At 47.8% G+C, this 19,563-nt stretch carries 26 protein-coding genes; 3 read left to right on the forward strand and 23 right to left on the reverse strand.

Annotated features, from left to right (window positions below; genetic code table 11):
- Nucleotides 1–18: 18 nt before the first annotated feature.
- The 14 genes from L6H70_RS05135 to L6H70_RS05200 all read right to left on the reverse strand — a co-directional run bounded on the left by L6H70_RS05135 (nt 19) and on the right by L6H70_RS05200 (nt 12,809).
- Nucleotides 19–1,086: an SAM-dependent methyltransferase gene (locus tag L6H70_RS05135; protein WP_236330454.1), complete on the reverse strand. Its 1,068-nt coding sequence runs from the start codon at nt 1,084–1,086 to the stop codon at nt 19–21.
- Nucleotide 1,087: 1 nt separating this feature from the next.
- Nucleotides 1,088–1,864 carry an ABC transporter ATP-binding protein gene (locus L6H70_RS05140; protein WP_236330457.1) on the reverse strand — a complete coding sequence of 259 codons (777 nt, stop codon included), beginning with the start codon at nt 1,862–1,864 and terminating at the stop codon, nt 1,088–1,090.
- The gene (locus tag L6H70_RS05145) at nt 1,865–2,197 is read right to left on the reverse strand and encodes a thioredoxin family protein (protein WP_279306730.1); all 333 of its coding nucleotides are present in this window, start codon (nt 2,195–2,197) and stop codon (nt 1,865–1,867) included.
- Nucleotides 2,194–2,538, reverse strand: a complete 345-nt coding sequence (locus tag L6H70_RS05150; RefSeq protein WP_236330459.1) for a cyclic-phosphate processing receiver domain-containing protein — start codon at nt 2,536–2,538, stop codon at nt 2,194–2,196. The genes L6H70_RS05145 and L6H70_RS05150 overlap by 4 nt, the downstream gene beginning before the upstream one ends.
- A 2-nt stretch (nt 2,539–2,540) precedes the next feature.
- A complete protein-coding gene (locus tag L6H70_RS05155; RefSeq protein ID WP_236330463.1) occupies nt 2,541–3,398 on the reverse strand; it encodes a deoxyribonuclease IV in 858 nt (285 codons plus the stop codon).
- Entirely contained in the window at nt 3,388–4,203 is an 816-nt protein-coding gene (locus L6H70_RS05160) for an Fpg/Nei family DNA glycosylase (protein ID WP_236330466.1), read from the reverse strand. The genes L6H70_RS05155 and L6H70_RS05160 overlap by 11 nt, the downstream gene beginning before the upstream one ends.
- 46 nt (nt 4,204–4,249) lie before the next feature.
- On the reverse strand, nt 4,250–5,038 hold the full coding sequence (locus L6H70_RS05165) for a TIGR01457 family HAD-type hydrolase (RefSeq protein ID WP_236330469.1): 789 nt from the start codon (nt 5,036–5,038) through the stop codon (nt 4,250–4,252).
- Between the two features lie 349 nt (nt 5,039–5,387).
- Nucleotides 5,388–6,317, reverse strand: coding sequence for a ribonuclease Z (rnz, locus tag L6H70_RS05170; RefSeq protein ID WP_236330472.1), 930 nt, complete (start codon nt 6,315–6,317; stop codon nt 5,388–5,390).
- A gap of 212 nt (nt 6,318–6,529) precedes the next feature.
- Nucleotides 6,530–9,907: a methionine synthase gene (gene metH / locus L6H70_RS05175; protein WP_423802805.1), complete on the reverse strand. Its 3,378-nt coding sequence runs from the start codon at nt 9,905–9,907 to the stop codon at nt 6,530–6,532.
- Between the two features lie 178 nt (nt 9,908–10,085).
- On the reverse strand, nt 10,086–10,508 hold the full coding sequence (locus tag L6H70_RS05180) for a FixH family protein (protein ID WP_236330478.1): 423 nt from the start codon (nt 10,506–10,508) through the stop codon (nt 10,086–10,088).
- Nucleotides 10,509–10,684: 176 nt separating this feature from the next.
- A complete protein-coding gene (locus tag L6H70_RS05185; RefSeq protein WP_236330480.1) occupies nt 10,685–11,470 on the reverse strand; it encodes an HAD family hydrolase in 786 nt (261 codons plus the stop codon).
- Between the two features lie 35 nt (nt 11,471–11,505).
- Complete coding sequence (locus tag L6H70_RS05190) at nt 11,506–12,033, reverse strand: hypothetical protein (protein ID WP_236330483.1); 528 nt, start codon at nt 12,031–12,033, stop codon at nt 11,506–11,508.
- Between the two features lie 48 nt (nt 12,034–12,081).
- Nucleotides 12,082–12,285, reverse strand: a complete 204-nt coding sequence (locus L6H70_RS05195; RefSeq protein ID WP_206100403.1) for a DUF896 domain-containing protein — start codon at nt 12,283–12,285, stop codon at nt 12,082–12,084.
- Nucleotides 12,286–12,395: 110 nt separating this feature from the next.
- Entirely contained in the window at nt 12,396–12,809 is a 414-nt protein-coding gene (locus tag L6H70_RS05200) for a LysM peptidoglycan-binding domain-containing protein (RefSeq protein WP_236330486.1), read from the reverse strand.
- Between the two features lie 227 nt (nt 12,810–13,036).
- On the opposite strand from L6H70_RS05200, the gene lexA reads away from it, so the two are divergent.
- Together lexA and L6H70_RS05210 are read left to right on the forward strand one after the other, a co-directional pair.
- Nucleotides 13,037–13,663: a transcriptional repressor LexA gene (gene lexA, locus L6H70_RS05205; protein ID WP_028530732.1), complete on the forward strand. Its 627-nt coding sequence runs from the start codon at nt 13,037–13,039 to the stop codon at nt 13,661–13,663.
- A 182-nt stretch (nt 13,664–13,845) separates the two neighbouring features.
- Nucleotides 13,846–14,184, forward strand: coding sequence for a L,D-transpeptidase (locus tag L6H70_RS05210; RefSeq protein ID WP_236330489.1), 339 nt, complete (start codon nt 13,846–13,848; stop codon nt 14,182–14,184).
- Nucleotides 14,185–14,319: 135 nt separating this feature from the next.
- Here L6H70_RS05210 and L6H70_RS05215 read toward each other — a convergent pair whose 3' ends face one another.
- From L6H70_RS05215 to L6H70_RS05240, 6 genes are all read right to left on the reverse strand, one after another.
- Nucleotides 14,320–14,538: a hypothetical protein gene (locus tag L6H70_RS05215; RefSeq protein WP_236330492.1), complete on the reverse strand. Its 219-nt coding sequence runs from the start codon at nt 14,536–14,538 to the stop codon at nt 14,320–14,322.
- Between the two features lie 75 nt (nt 14,539–14,613).
- Nucleotides 14,614–14,835 carry a hypothetical protein gene (locus tag L6H70_RS05220; RefSeq protein WP_236330496.1) on the reverse strand — a complete coding sequence of 74 codons (222 nt, stop codon included), beginning with the start codon at nt 14,833–14,835 and terminating at the stop codon, nt 14,614–14,616.
- Nucleotides 14,832–15,044 (reverse strand): hypothetical protein, encoded by a 213-nt coding sequence (locus L6H70_RS05225; RefSeq protein WP_236330499.1) that lies wholly within the window; start codon nt 15,042–15,044, stop codon nt 14,832–14,834. Before L6H70_RS05225 ends, L6H70_RS05220 begins: the two co-directional genes overlap by 4 nt.
- A 74-nt stretch (nt 15,045–15,118) precedes the next feature.
- Complete coding sequence (locus tag L6H70_RS05230) at nt 15,119–15,358, reverse strand: DUF6199 family natural product biosynthesis protein (protein WP_236330502.1); 240 nt, start codon at nt 15,356–15,358, stop codon at nt 15,119–15,121.
- A gap of 272 nt (nt 15,359–15,630) precedes the next feature.
- Entirely contained in the window at nt 15,631–15,822 is a 192-nt protein-coding gene (locus L6H70_RS05235; protein WP_236330505.1) for a sporulation protein Cse60, read from the reverse strand.
- Between the two features lie 504 nt (nt 15,823–16,326).
- Entirely contained in the window at nt 16,327–16,896 is a 570-nt protein-coding gene (locus L6H70_RS05240; RefSeq protein ID WP_236330508.1) for a GNAT family N-acetyltransferase, read from the reverse strand.
- A gap of 420 nt (nt 16,897–17,316) precedes the next feature.
- Between L6H70_RS05240 and L6H70_RS28885 the strand changes: the two genes are divergently transcribed.
- The gene (locus L6H70_RS28885) at nt 17,317–17,550 is read left to right on the forward strand and encodes a DUF7667 family protein (protein WP_423802771.1); all 234 of its coding nucleotides are present in this window, start codon (nt 17,317–17,319) and stop codon (nt 17,548–17,550) included.
- A 214-nt stretch (nt 17,551–17,764) separates the two neighbouring features.
- Here the strand turns inward: L6H70_RS28885 and L6H70_RS28960 are convergent, their stop codons facing one another.
- The 3 genes from L6H70_RS28960 to L6H70_RS05250 form a co-directional block, all read right to left on the reverse strand.
- On the reverse strand, nt 17,765–17,923 hold the full coding sequence (locus L6H70_RS28960) for a YhjD family protein (protein WP_480244182.1): 159 nt from the start codon (nt 17,921–17,923) through the stop codon (nt 17,765–17,767).
- Nucleotides 17,924–17,955: 32 nt separating this feature from the next.
- Entirely contained in the window at nt 17,956–18,456 is a 501-nt protein-coding gene (locus L6H70_RS05245; RefSeq protein ID WP_236330511.1) for an SMI1/KNR4 family protein, read from the reverse strand.
- 666 nt (nt 18,457–19,122) lie between these two features.
- On the reverse strand, nt 19,123–19,497 hold the full coding sequence (locus L6H70_RS05250; RefSeq protein WP_236330514.1) for a hypothetical protein: 375 nt from the start codon (nt 19,495–19,497) through the stop codon (nt 19,123–19,125).
- Between the last annotated feature and the right edge of the window lie 66 nt (nt 19,498–19,563).

Here is a 19,563-nt window from a genome sequence, read left to right on the forward strand (position 1 = left end):
CGATAATATTTCATCTGATTAATATTTAATCATATAAAGCGTTATCTCGTCACGGTTATGGAACAGCTGTTTCGCCCGCTGAACCTGCATCCGCTCGCCTTCAAACATGGCGATAATCTCCTTGATTACAGCCAGCGGCTTCTTGTGCATCAGCTTCACTGTGACTACCGCTGTTCCGCCAGGTGCAAGGCTGTGGAGCAGGCCGGTGACCAGCTTCGCCATCAACTTCGGACTCCAGCTCATATCGCAGACCAGCAGATCAAATTCATTATCCCGGAATTTGACTTCCCCGGCATTTTTGCGCAAGATCTTCAGCCCGGGCAGATTGCGGAGCGATTCATGCATCAGTGCAGGATCAACCGCGGTTACTTTAAGTCCGCGTTCCAGCAGGAATGAGGTCCAGCCGCCGGGTGAAGCACCAATATCAACCGCATTACGGAAGCTTGAGAACGGAATGGCAAATTCCTTCTCCGCCTCCATCAGTTTGAATTTCGCCCGTGAGATCTGTCCGTCTTCCTTGCGGAAGCGGATCATACCGCCGTTCCAGCTGGACAGATTGTCCTCAGGCCGGGACACCCCGGCGTAAAGCGCTTCTCCATCTGCATAGACGGAAATCACCCAGGCAGGGTCCTGCACGGTGAAATCAGCCTCCAGGCTTTGCACCCGCTCCTGCAGCCACTCGCGCAGCTCACCAGGGCTGTCCTGCCAGAACGAGGTCGCTCCCTTGCGGACATGCAGCGACACCTTCTCACCTTCCAGCTCGCTGCGGCGGCTTAAATAAACGGCCAACCGTTCCAAAGCGGAGAGATCACCCTGATCCTGAAACTGTACCGGCTGAATATGCCGCAGGAAGATCGGCAGATTCGCGCTAAGTACCCGCGATACTTCTTCCGGTTCACCCTCCAGTGTGGCCAGGAAAATCTCTCCCGGCAGCAGCAGCGTGCTTTTCACCGCCCCGAACAGGCGGCGAAGCTCTTCCTGAGCGTATGGGGCAAAGCCGTGATTGGCCGTGCAGATGTAACGTGAAAGAATCTTTTCTTCCGGAGCAGCAGTCTGCTCTCCGGTTGCTTGTGTTAAATCGTTCAAATCATCTGCCTCCAGGTCTGATTTTAATCCAGGGACGACCGTTATCCCATTCAACATCGACGGGAATATCAAAAGTAGCCAAGATCATATCTTTCGTTAACACTTCTTCTTTGGGGCCGGAGCCCGCCAGCTTTCCGTCACGGATCAGCGCCACATGGGAGAAAAGCGGTACGATTTCCTCAACATGATGTGTGACATAGACTACCGAAACATTCCGCTGCTTCAGCTTGTCAATCTCTGCAAGCATTTTCTCACGTTCATAGAGATCAAGTCCGGCACAAGGCTCGTCCATGATGAGCAGCTTAGGGTCGGCCATCAGGCATCTGGCCAGCATTGCCTTTTTGCGCTCTCCCTGAGACAGGGTTCCGAACGGATGATAGGCGAGATCACCCAGATTCATATCTTCAAGCAGCTTAACTGCCTGTTCCTGTACCTGCTGCGGAATCGCCTGATAGAAGCGAAGATAAGCGTAGGCGCCGGTGGCAACCACTTCCCATACAGGATCGCTGAGCGACAGCTTTTCCATCAGCGAAGGGCCGATGTAACCAATTTCCTTGCGTACCTCACGCAGATCGCATTGGCCGTATTTATAACCGAGCACCTCAACGGATCCGCTACTCGGGAATAAATATCCGGTCATCATCTCCAGAATTGTGGTCTTGCCTGAGCCGTTGCGCCCAAGAATGACCCAGTTCTCACCCTGCTTCATTTCCAGTGATACATCGTCAAGAATCAGGCTTTGTTCTCTCCGCAGCGTTAGATGTTGTAATGATATCATTTATGAGGTCACTCTCCTTATGAATTCCAGCATCCGTTCTACAGAGCCCATTGAATAATAAATTTCCGGTTCAGCAATCCGGTCAGCAGAGGTCACCAGAAGTGCTGGCACGCTGGATATACGGTACCGGCTGACCAGCCCCGGCAGCATATTTATATTAGCTTCGGCTATAACCAGCTCAGCAGGCAGGAGATGCGAGGCAACCTCCAGCATGCGCCGGGCGGCCTTACAGGTACCGCACAGCGGGGTATGCAGGAATACAACCAAAGGCTCACCGGACTGAATCAGCTCCTCCATAAGCTCCTGCTCGCTCAAGCTTTTAAATTCTGTCATTTACCGGCCGCTCCTGCAGCGATCCCGGCAAGCACTTCATCAGTAACCGGCCCATTGTACAATTCGGTTCCCTCTGGTCTTGCGACATAAAGCAGCTCATACATTTCTCTGCGGCCCCAGCTGCTGGAGGTATGCAGGTAAATTTGGCGCGGAAACAGCCCCTCAAGCACCATACGTCTGCACACCTCATCCCCGCTGTAATCATCCGGCCCCATGTCATAATCGAGCGACAATATATTAACCTCGCACTCACGCAAGAGCAGCAGGCATTCTTCAGTTGTTCTTGCCAGCGTAAAACCCTGCGGCAGCTTGCGGCAATCGTCCATAAATATATTAATCACGGCTACTCCTCCGCTTCATACCATTTCAGCACAGCTGCAATTTCCTGGCGGTGGCTTCCGTCAGGCCCTTTCGCGGTCTCCATGGCAACAACCGCATGACGGATGGGCTCTGAGAGCAGCAGCTCCCGCAGACTGTGCTCCCCGATATAGCCCTTCCCGACCCCGGCATGCCTGTCCCTCCGCAAACCGAAGGGAAATAATGAATCATTCAGATGAACCGCAGTAAGATTACGCCAATAATCCAGTTCAGTCCCGCGCTGCAGCAGCTTCTCTGTCTGCTCGGGATTCCAGATCCCAGCGGCAAAAGCATGGCATGTATCAAAACAGAACCCGATCTTCTCCGGAAAACGGCTAAGCTCACGGACTTTGACCAGCTCTTCGAGTGTCATGCCTTCACTTCCGTGATTGCCGGCCTGATTCTCGATCAGCAGCTTTGCCCGGCCATCCCAGGAGCTAAGGGTATCGTTCATACATTGTATAATATTTTGGTAGCCTTGTAACGGCTCCATTCCGGCAAAATGTCCAAAATGCACTACAATACCAAGCGAGCCGCAAGCCTCGGCGATCTCCAGATCATTGCGCAGTGACGCTACCATTACCGATCTGGATGCAGCGCCCGTTGTATCAGCCGCCATATTGGTCGGGTAAGGGGTGTGGGCGATGGAGACCATATTGTGCTTGCGGCAAAAAGCGGCGCAGTCCTCCGCATCCCGCCTATCAAGCGGCTTCGGCTTCAGACTGCGCGGATTTTTCGGAAAATATTGAAAACATGCCGCACCGCTCTCCCAGGCAAAACGGGCCGCTCGGCCGTATCCGCCGCGGATGCTGACATGAGCCCCGATTTTGGGGCTACCCTTCATGCTGGCAGTCCGGGCAATAGAACACCTTGCGTCCGGTCAGCTCTGTTTTGACAATGGTTCCCCCGCCGCGCAGGCATGGTTCGCCTTCCCGGTCATATACTTTACACTGATCATTATACGAGCCGGTAACGGTATCGCCGGCCATAAACGGCATCTCCATGTATCCGCCGATTTCGGTTGCTTCCGTCAGTACTTTGCGCATACTCTCGTACAAGCGGTTGATGGCCTCCGGCGGCAGGTTCTGCACAAGCGTAGAAGGCAGCAGCCTGGCTTCAAAAGCAATCTCATCCGCGTAGCAGTTGCCGATTCCCGCCATAACCTGCTGATTCACAAGCAGACTTTTTAGCGCCCCTCTCCGGCCCTTCAGCAGCGCAGCGAACCGCTCTGCGGTCATCCGGCGGTCCAGCAACTCAGGTCCCAGCTTGCCCATGGCCGCTTCGCTTTCCTTCACCGACAGCAGATGCAGGTACCCCAGACGCAGACCCATGAAGTATAGAATATGGTCACCAAATGCCAATTCCACCTGTGTGCTCCGTTCAGGACGCTCCTCCTCCGTGCCGTAATACAATATGCCGCCCAGCATCAGGTGAAGCAGCAATCTGCGCCCGTCATGCAGGTGGAACAAAATATGCTTCGCCCGGCGTTCCACAAAAACGATACGGGCACCGAGTAATGCGTTCCTAAAGTCCCCGGCCTCCATATTGATGGTTTTCTCTCTGTTCACGGTCACACCTGTAATCGGAACATTTATAAGATGCTGACTGAGCAGCTTTCTGTAATTCTCCATTTCCGGCAATTCCGGCATTCAACATCGTCCCTTCTAGGTTGGTAACAAACTCACACCTTTGCCATTATACACCGAGCATCGATATTAGTTCAGCTAAATCGCTGCAAATTTCATCCGGTGTCACGCCTGTTACTGTTTTATAGTGTTCAAGATTGTCCTGAGTAGTCAAGCCTGTCAGCACAAGGATCGTCCGGCAACCCGCATTGGCCCCCGCCGAAATATCCGTCCGCATATTATCGCCGACCACAACAGCCTCTTCCTGCTTAATGCCCAGCACCGACACGGCATAATTGATCAGGTGTGATTCCGGTTTGCCGATAACTACTGGCGACACACCGCTAGCGGCTTCGATGGCTGCAGCAAGCGTCCCCGCTCCCGGCATCACTCCGTCATCCGACGGCAGCATCAGATCGGGATTAGTCAGCACAAATTTCGCACCGCCCATGATCCAGCGGGAAGCCTGTGCCAGTGAATCATATGTAAAAGATCTGTAGATGCCCTGCACAACATATTGCGGGTCATCTGTGACAATCGTCAAGCCAGCTACGGCGCAGGCTTCAATCAGGCCCTCTTCTCCCAGTATCGCCACCCTAGCTTCCGGTGATTCCTCAGCGATATAGCGTGCAGCTGCCAGCGAGGAAGTGCAGACTTCACCCGCCTTGGCTTCAATGCCCATTCCGCTCAGATGTGCGGCTACATTAGCGGGGGTCCGCGAAGAATTGTTCGTTACAAACAAAAAAGGTATACCTGCCGCACGTAGCCCTGCTACCAGTTCATCAGCGCCGGGGATCATCCGGCCACCGTGAAATAAAGTTCCATCCAGATCAATGAGCAAGCCTCCGATATCCTTCATAATCCCCCTCCAGTTCCTTTGGATATTTAATTAACACCATTAATTAGTAATCTCATTAATTTTAGAAACCAGCTTTTATTACCGCTCTAATTTCAGCTGTGCCGTTACAGAACACAAGATTATATGTGGTTAACAGGCAGGATAATCCCGCCCTCATTTCGCCATATTCTCCTCTGCTTCGTACGCTTGCTAAGGCTCTTTTGCTTAAATTTTAACATCCTTAGTCGAACGTTAGCGAACCGCTGCAGCGTCAGGCTATTTTTGACACTACCCTGTCATTTCCTGCGCTTTCCCGGAAAATAATTTGATTTCCTCAGCCATTTCCCCGGGGATTTCCCAGCTTCTCCGCTTACTTTCTCCGGTATACGGGGAAGGTGCAGAACTCCTCAGCAAGCAGGGTTTGAGGGAAAATCGCCTGTGCTTCCTCCAGTAATGGAGTCAACTCCTCCTGTGACACGTAACGCGAACTGAAGTGAGTCAGCAACAGTTCACGGCCTTCCGCTTCTCGGGCCAGTTCTGCCGCCTGGACAGCAGTGCTGTGGTGATACTGGTAAGCCATCTCCGCCAGATCATGGGCGAAAGTTGCTTCATGGATAATTAGATCAGCCCCCTGCGCCAGCGGCAGACTCCCCGGGCAAGGTCTGGTATCCCCCAGAATGGTTACGATGCGCCCTTTTTTGGGCTCATGGACCACTTCGGAAGCCCGGATTGCTACTCCGCTCTCCGTAGTCACATCTTCGCCCTTCTTGAGCTTACCATATAACGGGCCAGGCTTAAGTCCATAGCTCTGGAGCAGCTCCGTGTTCAGACTGCCCGGGCTGTCTTTCTCCGTTACCCGGTATCCATAGCTGTCAATCCGGTGCTCCAGCAGACCCGCCTCAACCTTAAAGGTTTCATCCTCAAATACCAGCCCGCCGGTATGCTCCACAATCTCGAGCTTGTAAGGCATGCGTGATTGGCTTACGGACAAGGAAACGTCCAGGAAAGCCTTCAGTCCCGGAGGACCATACACTGTCAGAGGAGCCGTGCCGCCCTGATACCCCCGGCTGGACAGCAGCCCCGGCAAGCCGAAAAGATGATCACCATGCAAATGGGTAACAAACAGCTTCTCCAGCTTGCCCAGCCGCAGCGGTGAACGCAGCACCTGATGCTGTGTCCCTTCTCCGCAATCGAACATCCAGAAACTGCGTCGTTCCTCCATCAGTCTGAGGACAATCGAGGTTACATTGCGCTGCAGTGTGGGAACACCGGCATTCGTGCCAAGAAAATAAATTTCCATCCTAAATCCTCCTTTCCTTCTTCTTCGAATGAACACGCGGCCTTTGCCGCCGCATCTCTGAAATGAATTTTACCCTTTTTGGGAGAGGAAATCATCTTTACCTGTATCCTTCCCAAAATAACTTCATACTCCAGCAAAAAACCTCCCTGTACGGGAGGTCCGCTGTGAAGGGGTTCTCCCCCTTCCGATCAGTTGTGTATCCTCAAGAGAGTCTATAGCTTCTCCACATTAAAATACTGTGCTTCCGGATGGGCGAAAACCATTGCCGATACTGAAGCTTCCGGCTCCATCATAAAGCCTTCAGTCAGATGAACGCCGATATCCTCCGGAGAGAGGAGCTTAAACAGCGGCCCCTGATCCTCAAGATCCGGACAAGCCGGATAACCGAAGGATACGCGGATCCCCTGGTAACGTGCACCATGTCTCTGCTTCATGGTCATATCGGCAGGATCAGGGAAGCCCCAGGTATCCCGCATCATATGATGGACACGCTCGGCCAGGCCTTCGGCAACCTCCAGCGCCACGGCCTGCAAGGCATGGGAGCGGAGATAGTCGCCTTTTTCCTTCAGCTCTGTCGACATTTCACGGACCCCATGGCCCGCGGTCACGACCAGGAACCCGACGTAGTCCATGATGCCGCTGTCCACCGATTTCAGGAAATCGGCGAGGCAAAGGTAAGGTTCAACATTCTGCCGCGGAAACGTAAAGGTATGCAGAATGTTGGCGGTGTTCTGCGGGTCGTAGATCAGAATATCATTGCCCCGGGATTGTGCCGGGAAGAATTGGTACATCGCATGCGGCGTAATCGTACCTTCAAGGATTGCCTGATGCAGAATATCGTCCACCGTTTCCTTAAGCTCTACCGTACGCGGATCTCCGGCGGCAAGCTGGGCTTCCACTGAACCGCGCAGACCCAGGTGATGGCCAAGCAGCATCTGCATATTCACATAGGGAACAATATGGCCCAGCGGATAGCTGCGCAGGACATGGCGTTCCAAATCCGGCGGGGTGAACACAGGTGCGTCTGCTGAGATCTTCGAACGGACAGCCCGGGTCAGGACCGGAAGCTCCTGCTGCGGAGCCACAACGACAGCCGCTTCTGCTTCCTGGCGCACTTCTTCCTCAATCTTCACCCGTTCCTCCGGATTCATCAGCCGGTTAGCGATATCCAATCCATCCATAGCATCCTTGGCGTACAGGACAAGGCCATCATATTCCGGGCGGATGCGTGTCTTGGTGAATTTACGTGTCAGAGCAGCGCCGCCTACCATAATAGGCACATCAATTCCTGCAGAACGCAGATCCTGAGCGGTTGTAACCATCTGCTGTGCCGATTTGACCAAGAGGCCCGAGAGCCCGATCGCATCGGCCTTTTCCCGTTTGAATGCTTCAATGATATTCTCCGGTGGTACCTTTATACCCAGATTGATGATCTCATAACCGTTGTTGGACAGGATAATCTCGACCAGATTTTTGCCGATATCATGCACATCCCCTTTGACGGTGGCCAGCATAATCTTCCCCTTCACAGAGGTCTCATCCTTCTGCATAAATTGCTCCAGATGTCCGACAGAAGCCTTCATCACTTCAGCGCTTTGCAGTACCTCAGCAACGATCAATTCATTGTTATTAAACAGTCTGCCAACCTCGGACATTCCAGCCATCAGCGGACCATTGATGATTTCCAGCGGACCGCTTTTCGTCAGGGCTTCATTCAGGTCAGGAATCAAACCTTCCTTGGTGCCTTCAACAACGTAAGAGGCGAGCCGTTCCTCCAGCGAAAGATTGGATATCTTCTCTTTCTTCTCCACTTTCTTCTCACGAAAAGCTGCAACGAATGCTGCCAGCGTCTCATCATTGGTGTTGTAGATCAATTCTTCGGCCAGACGGCGCTCTTCTTCCGGAATGGAGGCATACCGTTCAACCTTCTCGGTATTTACAATCGCATAATCCAGTCCGGCTTTGGTGCATTCATACAGAAAGACCGAGTTCAGGACCTCGCGTCCCGCTTCCGGAAGCCCGAACGAAACGTTACTGATCCCCAGAATCGTATGCACCGCAGGTAAAGCTTCCTTGATCAGGCGGATGCCATCAATCGTTTCTTTGGCGGAACCGATATACTGCTCATCTCCGGTACCGACAGGAAACACCAGCGTGTCAAAGATCAGATCCTCTGCAGCCAGTCCGTACTTGTTCACAAGCAGATCGTAAGAGCGTTTGGCAACCTCCAGCTTGTCTGACGCTTTAATCGCCTGTCCGGTTTCGTCAATCGTCCCTACGACAATTGCCGCCCCGTACTTATGAATCAGCGGAGTTACCAGCTCGAATTTCTCTTCACCATCTTCAAGGTTAATGGAGTTAATAATCGCCTTGCCCTGGCAATATTGCAGCGCCAGATCAATCACCTTAGGATCAGTGGTATCGATCATCAGCGGTACCTTAACCTTTTTGACTACGAGTTCCAGGAATTGCTTAATGTCTTCGCTCTCATCGCGGTCCGGGTCCTGCACACAGACATCGATCACCTGCGCACCGCTCTTAACCTGAGCACGGGCTATTTCCGAAGCTTCCTCGTATTTGCCTTCCACGATCAGACGTTTGAATTTCCGTGAGCCCAGCACGTTCGTGCGTTCACCGACCATGTAAGGACGATTGTCACTCTCTACATAAACAGGCTCAATCCCTGACAATGCCGGCGGGTGAGATCCATCCAGCTTGCGGGGTTCGTAGGTTGTTAGCAGCTCGGCCATTGCCCGGATATGATCCGGAGTTGTTCCGCAGCAGCCTCCGGCGATGTTCAGCCAGCCCTTTTCAGCAAAGCCTGCCAGCTTACGGGCCAGTGAATCCGGAGATTCATGATAGTTCCCGTTCTCATCCGGCAATCCGGCATTCGGATAACAGCTCACAGCCGCCGAAGAAATCGCTGACAGGGAGCGGATATGATCGCGCATGAACTCCGGTCCGGTCGCACAGTTAAGTCCGATGGAGATCGGCTTCAGGTGCTCAAGCGAGATGTAAAAGGCTTCAATATTCTGACCCGCCAGAGTTGTTCCCATCGGTTCAATCGTTCCCGAGATCATAACAGGCAATGTAATACCCGTCTGCTCAAAAGCATTTCTGATCCCGATACTGCCTGCCTTCACATTTAATGTATCCTGGGAAGTCTCCAGCAGCAGAGCATCCACTTTTCCGTCAATAAGGGCAACGGCCTGCTCCTGATAACTGCTAACCAGCTCCTGAAAAGTCACGCCTCCGGTCACGGAGAGCGTCTTCGTGGTCGGCCCCATTGCGCCGATCACATAACGGGGATGTTCAGGCGTATCGTATTTGTCTACGGCGTTCCGGGCAAGCCTAGCTGCTTCCAGATTAATCTCCCGTGCCCGCTGGGGAATATCATATTCCGCAAGCACCACAGAAGTCGCACCAAAAGTGTTCGTCTCAATCAAATCCGCGCCGGCTTCAAGATATTTTTCATGGATGTCCTGAATAACCTCCGGCCGGGTAAGCACCAGCATTTCATTACAGCCGTCCAAGTCTTCTCCGCCAAAATCCTCACCGGTAAGGGGCACTTGTTGAATCATTGTACCCATTGCTCCATCCAGAATCAGTATGCGCTGCTGCAAGCTTTCAGCAAGTGTATATTTAGCCACTTCATATCCCCCCAGAAAAACGTTAGAGTAAGTTTAGCAGAATAAAGCAAAATCGGAAAGCCTTCCTTTCCACTCTGCATAATTGTTATTATTTGTAGGCAGTCCTCAGGAACCATTATTAAGGTAATACAGTGAGTTCTTTACTCGGCATGGAATGCTGTGTGCGGGCCGTTACATGGGATGTAACGCTATATTTGCCCTCTTGAGCAAAGCTGCCTTCAGCCTCATATGTACCGCTCCCGGAGGATGTTCCTTTCAGCTCCAGCTTTATAGATTCATCATTTATGTTCACGATTTCAAAGAGCACTTCCTTGGCATCATCTACCGCTTCACCGGCCTGAGTAACCACCGCTTTAAAGCTTACTGGCTCGTGTACCTTGACTTGCTCCGGACTCCAGCTCAGCTCGACCTTAATCGGTTCCATGGAGACGTTTACGGCAGCCTGCATATGGTTATGCTCTGAACTGTTTTTTGAACATCCTCCTAGTGTTGACATCGAGACAATAAATAAAAGTGCTATGAGCTGCTTAGGTTTGATCATCAGGCATCCTCCAGTCGGATAGTCGGTTTCCTTATGAAGCTTACAGCGCGAGTAAACCATTCTTTCTCTATTATACACATAATATTCACTTTTTCAGAGAATGACTACCTTTTCACATATATTCATATCATACAAAAAACCGGCTCCCTAATGAGAGACCGGTTCTGAAAGAATTGTTATAGCGATTGTACCAGCGGAAGGAGCTCGGAGAGATGCCCGATCTGGTAGTCCGGCCGAATCTCCGGATTAGCCTTTTTACCCGTCCGGTTAATCCAGACCGTGGTAAGACCTGCAGTCAGACCGCCTAGAATATCCGTCGTAAGCTTATCACCGACCATAACCCCTTGTTCCGGAGCAATGTCCAGCAGATCAAGCGCATGTACGAAAATATCTTTGTCGGGCTTACCTTTACCGAAGCTTCCTGAAATGACCACATGATCAAAATAAGGGATAAGCTCCGGAACACCGTCCAGTTTCTCCTGCTGAAGAGCCGGACACCCGTTTGTGAGCAGCAGCAGCTTCACCTTACCGCGAAGCTCATCCAGCACTTGAAGCGTTTCTTCATACATATAAGGCCGCTTCCGGCGTTCCTCGGCAAATTTGGCGGCTAGTTGTTCAGCCAGTGCTTCATCGTCGACTCCTAAGGAAGCCAGGCCGCGTAGCCAGGATTCTTTGCGGTATCCCGGAGCAAGCTGCTCCAGTTGTCGGAATTCCGGCTGCTCCCCGGCTGTGAAATTCGCCCATAGTGCTTCGAAGGGATTGATTCCGATCATCTTCGTAAATGGAAACGTCTCATATGTCTCGTAAAGGCTTCTGGCTTCCCTGCGGACAGCTGCTTCCAGCTCCACAGGATCAACGTCGTTTCCTGCTGCCTCGCAGGCCGCACGGAAAGCTTCTTCAACGCTCCGTTCATCCCAGAGCAGTGTATCGTCAAGGTCAAATAGTACGGCGGTAATCGGCATAATAACGCTCCCTCTCCCTATGCTGGTCTAATTTGCTACTCGTACACTACTTCAATATTATTAGCTTTTGCGAACTCTGTGAGGCGTTCACCCATTGCCGCGGTGTTATAACGGTTCAGGAATCTGGAGAACACCCATTGCTTGCGCTTGCCTTTATATTTAAGGGAAACCATACTGCGGGACACAATAATCTTCTCAATTTCTGATGCCTGCAGCCAGCGTTCACGATTATATTTAATAGTAGAAACTCTGGCCCGTTCAACCTTCAGGTATGGACGGCGGAAGAACAGAAGCGCAGCCAGTAAAAAGTAAAGAACAACACCGAGCCAATTGGCGAGAATCCCACTGCCTTGAGCTTCATCTACAGAACCAACTACCCAGAACATGATGCCGAGCAGCAGCAGAACTAATGGAAAAACGATGTTGCGGCCTTTAAAAATATCGCTGTCTTTGGCAGCTGACGCTGATTTTGAAGCATAGATGGTTTCTTTACCTTGCTTCTTCCGTTGCTTATTGACTTGCTGTGTGTTGCGTTGAACCATTCTTTCCCAAGAACGGGCCATGTGAGTTCCCCCTAGTCATCCTAAAATATCTATGACAAAGGCACAGGACTAATGTTTAAGCCCCTTGTTGCCCTGATCATCGTTATCCACGATTTCAATCGTATCAAGTTGTGCACGGAAGTTGCTGCGGATGTTGCCCAGATAGATCTCGCGGAGCTTAGCGCGTTCTGCCAATTCCTCTTCATTCAGGCCGCTGCTTTTCTGTTTGCGGGCCAATTCATTGATGCGTGCGACCAATTCGTCTATATTCAATGCTTTCCCCTCCCCTATAAATTCATTCTAACTTTGCCATGAGAAAAAGAGCTTGTCAAGGTCTCCTCCCTGAAAGCTCTCCATGTTATTCTATCGTGTTAAAATTATAGTTAATATACAGGCAAGGTTAGCACATCTCCGGCCTGGATGTCACTGCTCTTCAGTCCACTTGTCTCTTTAATTCCTTCTATATATACAACGATCCTCATGTTATCCGGTTTATGTTCACGTGCAATGCTCCAGAGTGTGTCACCGCGCTCAACAACTACCCGCTTACCTTCTGTCATTGAGGACACCGAACCGGCAAAAACATTACCTACAACTGTAAAACCTGAAACTACGAGCATAAACACTAAGGCAAGCTTTATAAAGTTATCTTTCACAAATACCTTCATCAGCATACTGAACAAAGAGGCTGCGGAATCCTTTAGATTTGAAACATAAGTTGAAGCAGAATCATCTCCGGCAGACTGAACCTCACGGGCTTCATCGTAGATGCTGCGGTATGTACTGTATTTTAACATTATCATCGACCTCCAAACACTTGTTCTTAATTTCAAAAATAATATAACACGAACAAGTGTTTTGATCAATAGTTTTTTCGAACAATTGTTCCCCTAAATTTATGAGCAAGCTTTAGGGTCATTTCCAACTGTTACTATGCTAATTTGAAAATTTTAGAACTTATGTTTGTACGAACGGAAGTTCTATGTTATAATTTTCCCAAACATACTATATGGGGTTGATTCCAATGTCAAAGATTTCGAGTCGTCAGCTGGCGATCCTGGAATTTATACGTAACGAAGTCCGCAGCAAGGGTTATCCTCCGTCTGTCCGGGAAATTGGGGAAGCTGTCGGTCTTGCATCCAGCTCCACAGTACATGGTCATTTGGATCGTCTTGAGAAGAAAGGCCTTATCCGCCGTGACCCTACGAAACCGCGTGCGATAGAACTGCTTGGACAGGAAGATTCTGAGAATGTACATCAATTTGTACAAACAGTAACCCGCATTCCTGTTGTAGGTAAAGTCACCGCCGGGGTGCCTATTACAGCTACAGAGAATATCGAGGACTATTTCCCGCTTCCTAGCCACTATGTAGGCGACAACAAGGTTTTCATGCTCTCTGTACTAGGAGACAGCATGGTTGATGCGGGAATTATGAACGGCGACTACGTCATTGTCCGCCAGCAGCAGACAGCAGACAATGGAGATATCGTCGTTGCGATGACTGAAGAAGATGAAGCTACTGTTAAGACATTTTATAAGGAACGAGATCATATCCGCCTGCAGCCGGAGAATCCGGCTTATGAACCGCTCCGCTTGAACCGTGTTACCATTTTAGGCCGAGTCATTGGACTTTTCCGTGATATCCACTAGAATCTCCCCCTCACAAAAGCTGTTTCGCCCTCCAGGCGGAACAGCTTTTTCCGTTCTATTAGCAACACAATAAAATAAGAACACTTGTTCTTAATGGTAAAATTCATCACCACTACCCTCTTATAACGGAACCCCAGCAGCATTCCACACATATCCTGGTAGCAAAAGGAGTGCTGATGACTTTGCCCAATTACCGGATAATTGTTGATCTGTCGCAGCGCATGATGTATTTACTGGATAATAACATTGTGACCCGTGGTTTTCCCGTTGGAATCGGCACCATGCTAACAGTTTCACCTGCAGGCGAGTATACTATCATTAACAAACAGCCCAACCCTGGCGGTCCCTTCGGAGCCTTTTGGATGGGGCTGTCTAAACCGCATTACGGCATTCACGGAACGAATAATCCTGCTTCGATCGGTCATAGGGTCTCACATGGCTGCATCCGGATGTATAATGAAGATGTTCTTGCTTTATCTCGTATAGTCCCCATTGGGACGCGCGTGACAATTAGGGAGTAAATCCAGTGCATAGTCCGCATGTTACTCCATGACAAAAGAACACCTCTACCCGCGCTTGCACGGACAGAGGTGTTTTTCATTTATTCATATGATGTTCAAACAGCTTATTAGGGCTATCCCCAACAACAGCTTCGGCTACAGCACACTGCGCAAAAGTCTGATCGCAATACGGTTCAGGCGCAACGCTTCCCGGATCGACACCCTGGCAGCCAGTAATTCACGTCTGGACCGGCTGGGATTGGGCACCCGGCGCAAATTCTCATTGATTTCCTCAAGGCGCTCCCGTAAAACCGCTCTTTGTGCCAGCAATACACGAATCGCTCTGCGAATTCTTAACCGTTCTGTTTCTGTCATAATTCCACCTCTTTTACGTTTGATAGTATAAGAGATGCAATTATGGCTTCATCGGTTTGTGTGAACTGGCAGTTGTTATTTTTTGGGCAGTCGCACCCGGAATTCATACTCCGTACGTTTGTAAGCCATTCCCGCCAGCATGATATAATCAGGTGTCCATTTTTGCAGAGGTCCTGCGTAATCAGCGATAACATGCGGCTTTCCGTCTAGCATCTGTACTACGTATATATTCGCCTCAGCGAGCGCAGCAGTGAACAGGTCAGCATCGCTTACCAGCACCTTATAAGTCGCATTCAATACGGTCCCTCCTTATTGGCTGATTCATATTTAGCGCGGATTTCAAGGTTTTTGGAATAATTGTACAGGTCTAGGGCCGTTATCCCTCTGCGTGCAAGCTTAACAAACAACACAAAAGCGTAGATACACGCCACAGCAGATGTCAACCAGATCAACACGGCAAACACTCCGAATCCACTCAGAAAATAAGCCCCTGGCGTTACACTCATCGTTCGTCTACTCCTTCGACAAGCCATGCAATGGCCTGTAAATGATATTAATATCTGCCATAGCCCAGGTCCGTCTAACGGCCATGATAAAAAGGTAAAAACAATAGTGCAAGGCCAATAACTGCAAAAATTCCTGTGCCGATAGCAGAAAAAACAAAATATGCTTTTGGCGGTTCCTTGAAAGCTTTCCAGCCTTGGGTAATCTGCCAAAAATAACGTGGTTTAATCGTAGCAAACACCGCTGTTCCCGTCCAAAGCACAAGAAACGCGGTCATAAACCAGGCAATTCCTGCAGGCATCCCTACCACTTCCATTCCAAATTAAAGGCTATGTCCATACCGTCATTCCAATATAATCCAAATGTGAATTGCTGTAAATGAGAAATCATTCTAACCCATGTATACAAAAAGGCATTACCATGAGCTTCCCCGTTAATGGAGCCCTCTGATAATGCCTTATTTTATCTGTTCCGGAATTTACTCCGCAAACAATAAACCGCATTCAACCTATAGCATAGAAAAGAATCAAAACCACGATGGTCAAGGATGAGGCGAACGACAACCAAGTAAAAAAATGCTTCCAGTAGTTATTTTTCATCTGACTTGTATACCACCAATATTGTGCTCCGCTGGTGCTCTGCACCATCACGCGAAGATTTGACAACTGAACCATAACAGATGTTAACTACCTGCTCATCCCGTAGCCCTTTGAGGAATTCATTCGCCTTGTTCTCCGCATAAAAATTATCCCCGTCCACAAATTCTTTTACCTGTATCATAATATCCTCCTTTAATTGCATTCAATAAACCGCATCAAGATCATATGGGAATCCCTATATTTAAAAGCGACGAAATGCACATGGCCCATCACCCCTTGGCTAACATTTAATGTAAAATCCTTCTAAACGAACAGCAAGGCACTCCGCAGCTCTCTGTGGAATGCCTTACTATCAGCCTAGCTTACCATTCCACATAACAATAATCAAACTGTATTGGCTCAATTTTTCCAATTTAAGTGACATAACAAAGTAGAATCATGCTGCTAAAGCATATATCTATTATTAGGAATCTTTATAAACTGCAACAATTCTATCTGAAGTTGGAAATAATGCATAAAAGATTATAATACAATAAAAATTATCAGGAGGATTTCTCTATGCCCAGTTATTATTTTAAAGAAATATGGACTCCTCTAAAGCTGGTCGGGATCAAGTTTTTCCGGGACGACGAGCTAAGGCTGTGGGTTAAATTATGGTCAAAAAAGCGCACGCTGCTTCGTTAAGTTAATATTTTATCTCATCACCATCCAGCCGTGAGAATACATCTAAATCCACAACGCCATGTCCTTTCCAGAGCTGACCTTGCCGGATCGTTCCTTCTTTTCTAAAATAATTCCTCAGCAGTACCTTCTGGGATTTACTATTCTCCGGCATTACAAAGGCTTGAATACGGTTGATCCCTAACTCCTTAAACAAATATTCCGTCATCGCCTGAACTGCTTCTGTGGCAATCCCCTGACCCCAAAATCTATCGTCAAGCCTGTAGCCTATGGTGATCATATTTACATCCTGAACATAATCAAATATTTCTGCCACGCCAACAATACGTTCTGGCTCTTTGTTCAGGCAGATTCCCAGGAAAATCGTCTTCTTCTTAAGAAAATCTCTTTCAAAATGTCCTATCATATTGGCCACTGTCTCTTTATTTTTCTTGAGCATTACTGGAGAGTGCACGAACAACCTCTCATTGCTATAGATTTCAAACAGCTCGTCGAGATCTGAATCAGTTATTTTCCTTAATGTAATTGCTGCGGATTCAATTTGTGGAAATTGGTCAAATGGGCTTTTACTCATTTATCCCGCGCCTCTCGTTATATAATCCAATCAATGCCTAGCCGCTATTAATTTACCATATATCACAATATCTTTCTATGTATTGCCGCTACATTCATTAGAAAAAAAGTGCTATCACCCTTTCCCACTCGTAAACCTGGGTACGGTTTATGACCTGGGTCGTGTATAATGATCTGAACATTACTTAATAACTTGTTAATTCAGGGTTTTAAACAAATTACTTTTTTAATGCAAGGTGTTCCTTCTATTTTATGTGAGCATTTTGTATTTTGTGGGCACTACTGATTTGTAAATTAACAATTGATAAAAAGGGCCGTCCAGGGTTACTCCTGTGACGGCTCTTCATTTGAACGATATATTTTTTCTTCAATCGCTTCGAGTATGAACGCATTGCGACTCATGCCCACTGCCTTTGCTGCAATGTCAATACGTTCTCTGTCGCCCTACCATCTTTACAAGTCAGGCAAGCTTACAATCGAACACGGCCCAGAGCTGATACAGTGCTTCCAAATTAATTCTCGTTACTGCTGGGACACTCATAAGCTGCGGCAGCGATCAAATTTGGCAGATTCCACGCAGAACACAGATTGGTTCAATGAACTGCGGATAAGAGAAGAAGTCCTTGAGCTGACTGGGAGGGCACAGACGCTATGAAATGGGGAGAGTTAGAGCCGGGGCTGCCAGTGAGGATCATTAGTGGTTATCATAAGGGTAATACAGGTAAGGTATCGGCCGTTGAAACGTTTGGGGCGGCCCATACCAAATCGGGGCTCTTGTGGACATTGCGGAGCCGCTGTCGCCAGGCTGGGAAGAGTTTGAGTTATAGACTTCAATACCCCGCTAATATAATCACTGGCTGGGGGCTTTATTACTTAATGTGATATTTAAGTACTTCCCCGAGTTCCGAGTAATATTGGGTTAATCGCAGGCTAATTTCCGTCCTCATTACATCGCGTGTCAGTTCAAATCGCTCCTGGTAAACTCGAAACAGAATTTCATAATAAATCAGGTTCAAATTATTACACAAACAAAACCCACCAAAAAACTGGCGGGTTTTGTTTAGTTATTCCAATTCCAAAACGCGTTAGCTCTAGTAATAATCAATCTTTCAATCCATGTGGCAAAATCAATGTTGAATCTAATCGTTGGGGTTTCGAACCCTTGCTCGTGATTTTGAAACAATAAGTAACCCTTATTTTCTTTAACCTTACTAGAGTCTATGAGAAAAAAGTCTCCTATATAATAAGCGATTGGAATCCAATGATCAGGGATGAAATCGAAGTGGCACTCAGCAATTTTTGATAAGCTGAAGAATTCTACTCCCGAACCATACTGATCTTTAAACAGAAATGCACCATTTGAAAACTGTAAAAACTGCTTGTATTGTTCAGGAAACAACCAGCCGTTTTGTGAGGCGTAACTTTCTATCTCCTCCAAAGAAACCGGTGGGTTAAAGATACATTCCGTTTGATATATAATACCGTTTGCATTATATTGCAATATGCGATTTCCATCTAATATACTCTTTAAAGAATTTAAGTTACTTAATAGCTTATCCAATATTACTCATCCTTTATTGTAACTCGCCCACCATGCCGTAATTAAAAGTTGATGAACTAATCGTGGAACAGGCATAAGGTTAGAGTTTATATTTTGACCACCATATTCTCTCGATTTAATATGATGAATATCGTAGTCTTCCCAATTACAACCCGGATTCCCATAAGTGCTAATGTACCAAGAAATATAGGTCCCTCTATCGGTATTAGTCCAGGTTACTGGATTAGATACAGGTGTCCAAGTTGTAAAATATGGTTCAATATTAGTTTTCCCAGAAAAACTATCAACATATTCATAATAAGGCATAGCTGTATTATTATACAAATTAGGTACAGTTTGATTGAAGTAAGATCCGGCTATTCCCCCAGTGTCAGTAATGTTGCAGAACCCCCCCTTTTTTTCTAATATTTAATTATAACTCTTATACTTGCAACTAATTTATCTCCAGCTTTCATCGAGCTATTTTGTGCGGTTTTTGCTGTTGTATATGCCCCACCTTTTGAAGTAGCAAAAAATAATGAATTTGTAACTGATACTTTATCAGGCTTGTCACCTTAATTAGCTGTGTACTCAATTATATGCTGAACTTCTCTGCTATTGAGTTCTCCAGTAACATAATTTGTAAACATAATTCCACCATTAGCAGCTGTTTGAACCAACCCTAAACTACTTACTTTTTTCAACTACTTTTTCATTAACATAATCCTCAAGAGATATCGTGTTTCCGGCCTCGTTGAAAAGCACGACATTAACGTCATAGTAACCTATAGAGCTATTCTCAGACAGTTCTGGAGAGGACCCTAGATATTGGTAAGCTTCTTGTAAAAGAACATCATCAGGAAATTCCTCTATTTTAGATTTTATAGATTCAACTTCTTCTTCAAAAACAGCTATCTTCGATTCATTATATTCCTGGTTTGCTTTTTTAAAGGACTCACTATTAACTGAATATTCTTGGCTCACATCTTCTGCAAATACAGGTGATGCCAATGAAAAGAGTAGAATTATCGAGAATAAAAGTTGGTACAATTTCTTCGACATAAAGCATTTCGTTAGTAATATATTATCGAAAAAGCGGCCTTTTTTTCAATTATTACCATATAATTC

It is taken from the genome of Paenibacillus auburnensis (assembly GCF_927798115.1).
Taxonomy (GTDB): domain Bacteria; phylum Bacillota; class Bacilli; order Paenibacillales; family Paenibacillaceae; genus Paenibacillus_AQ; species Paenibacillus_AQ auburnensis.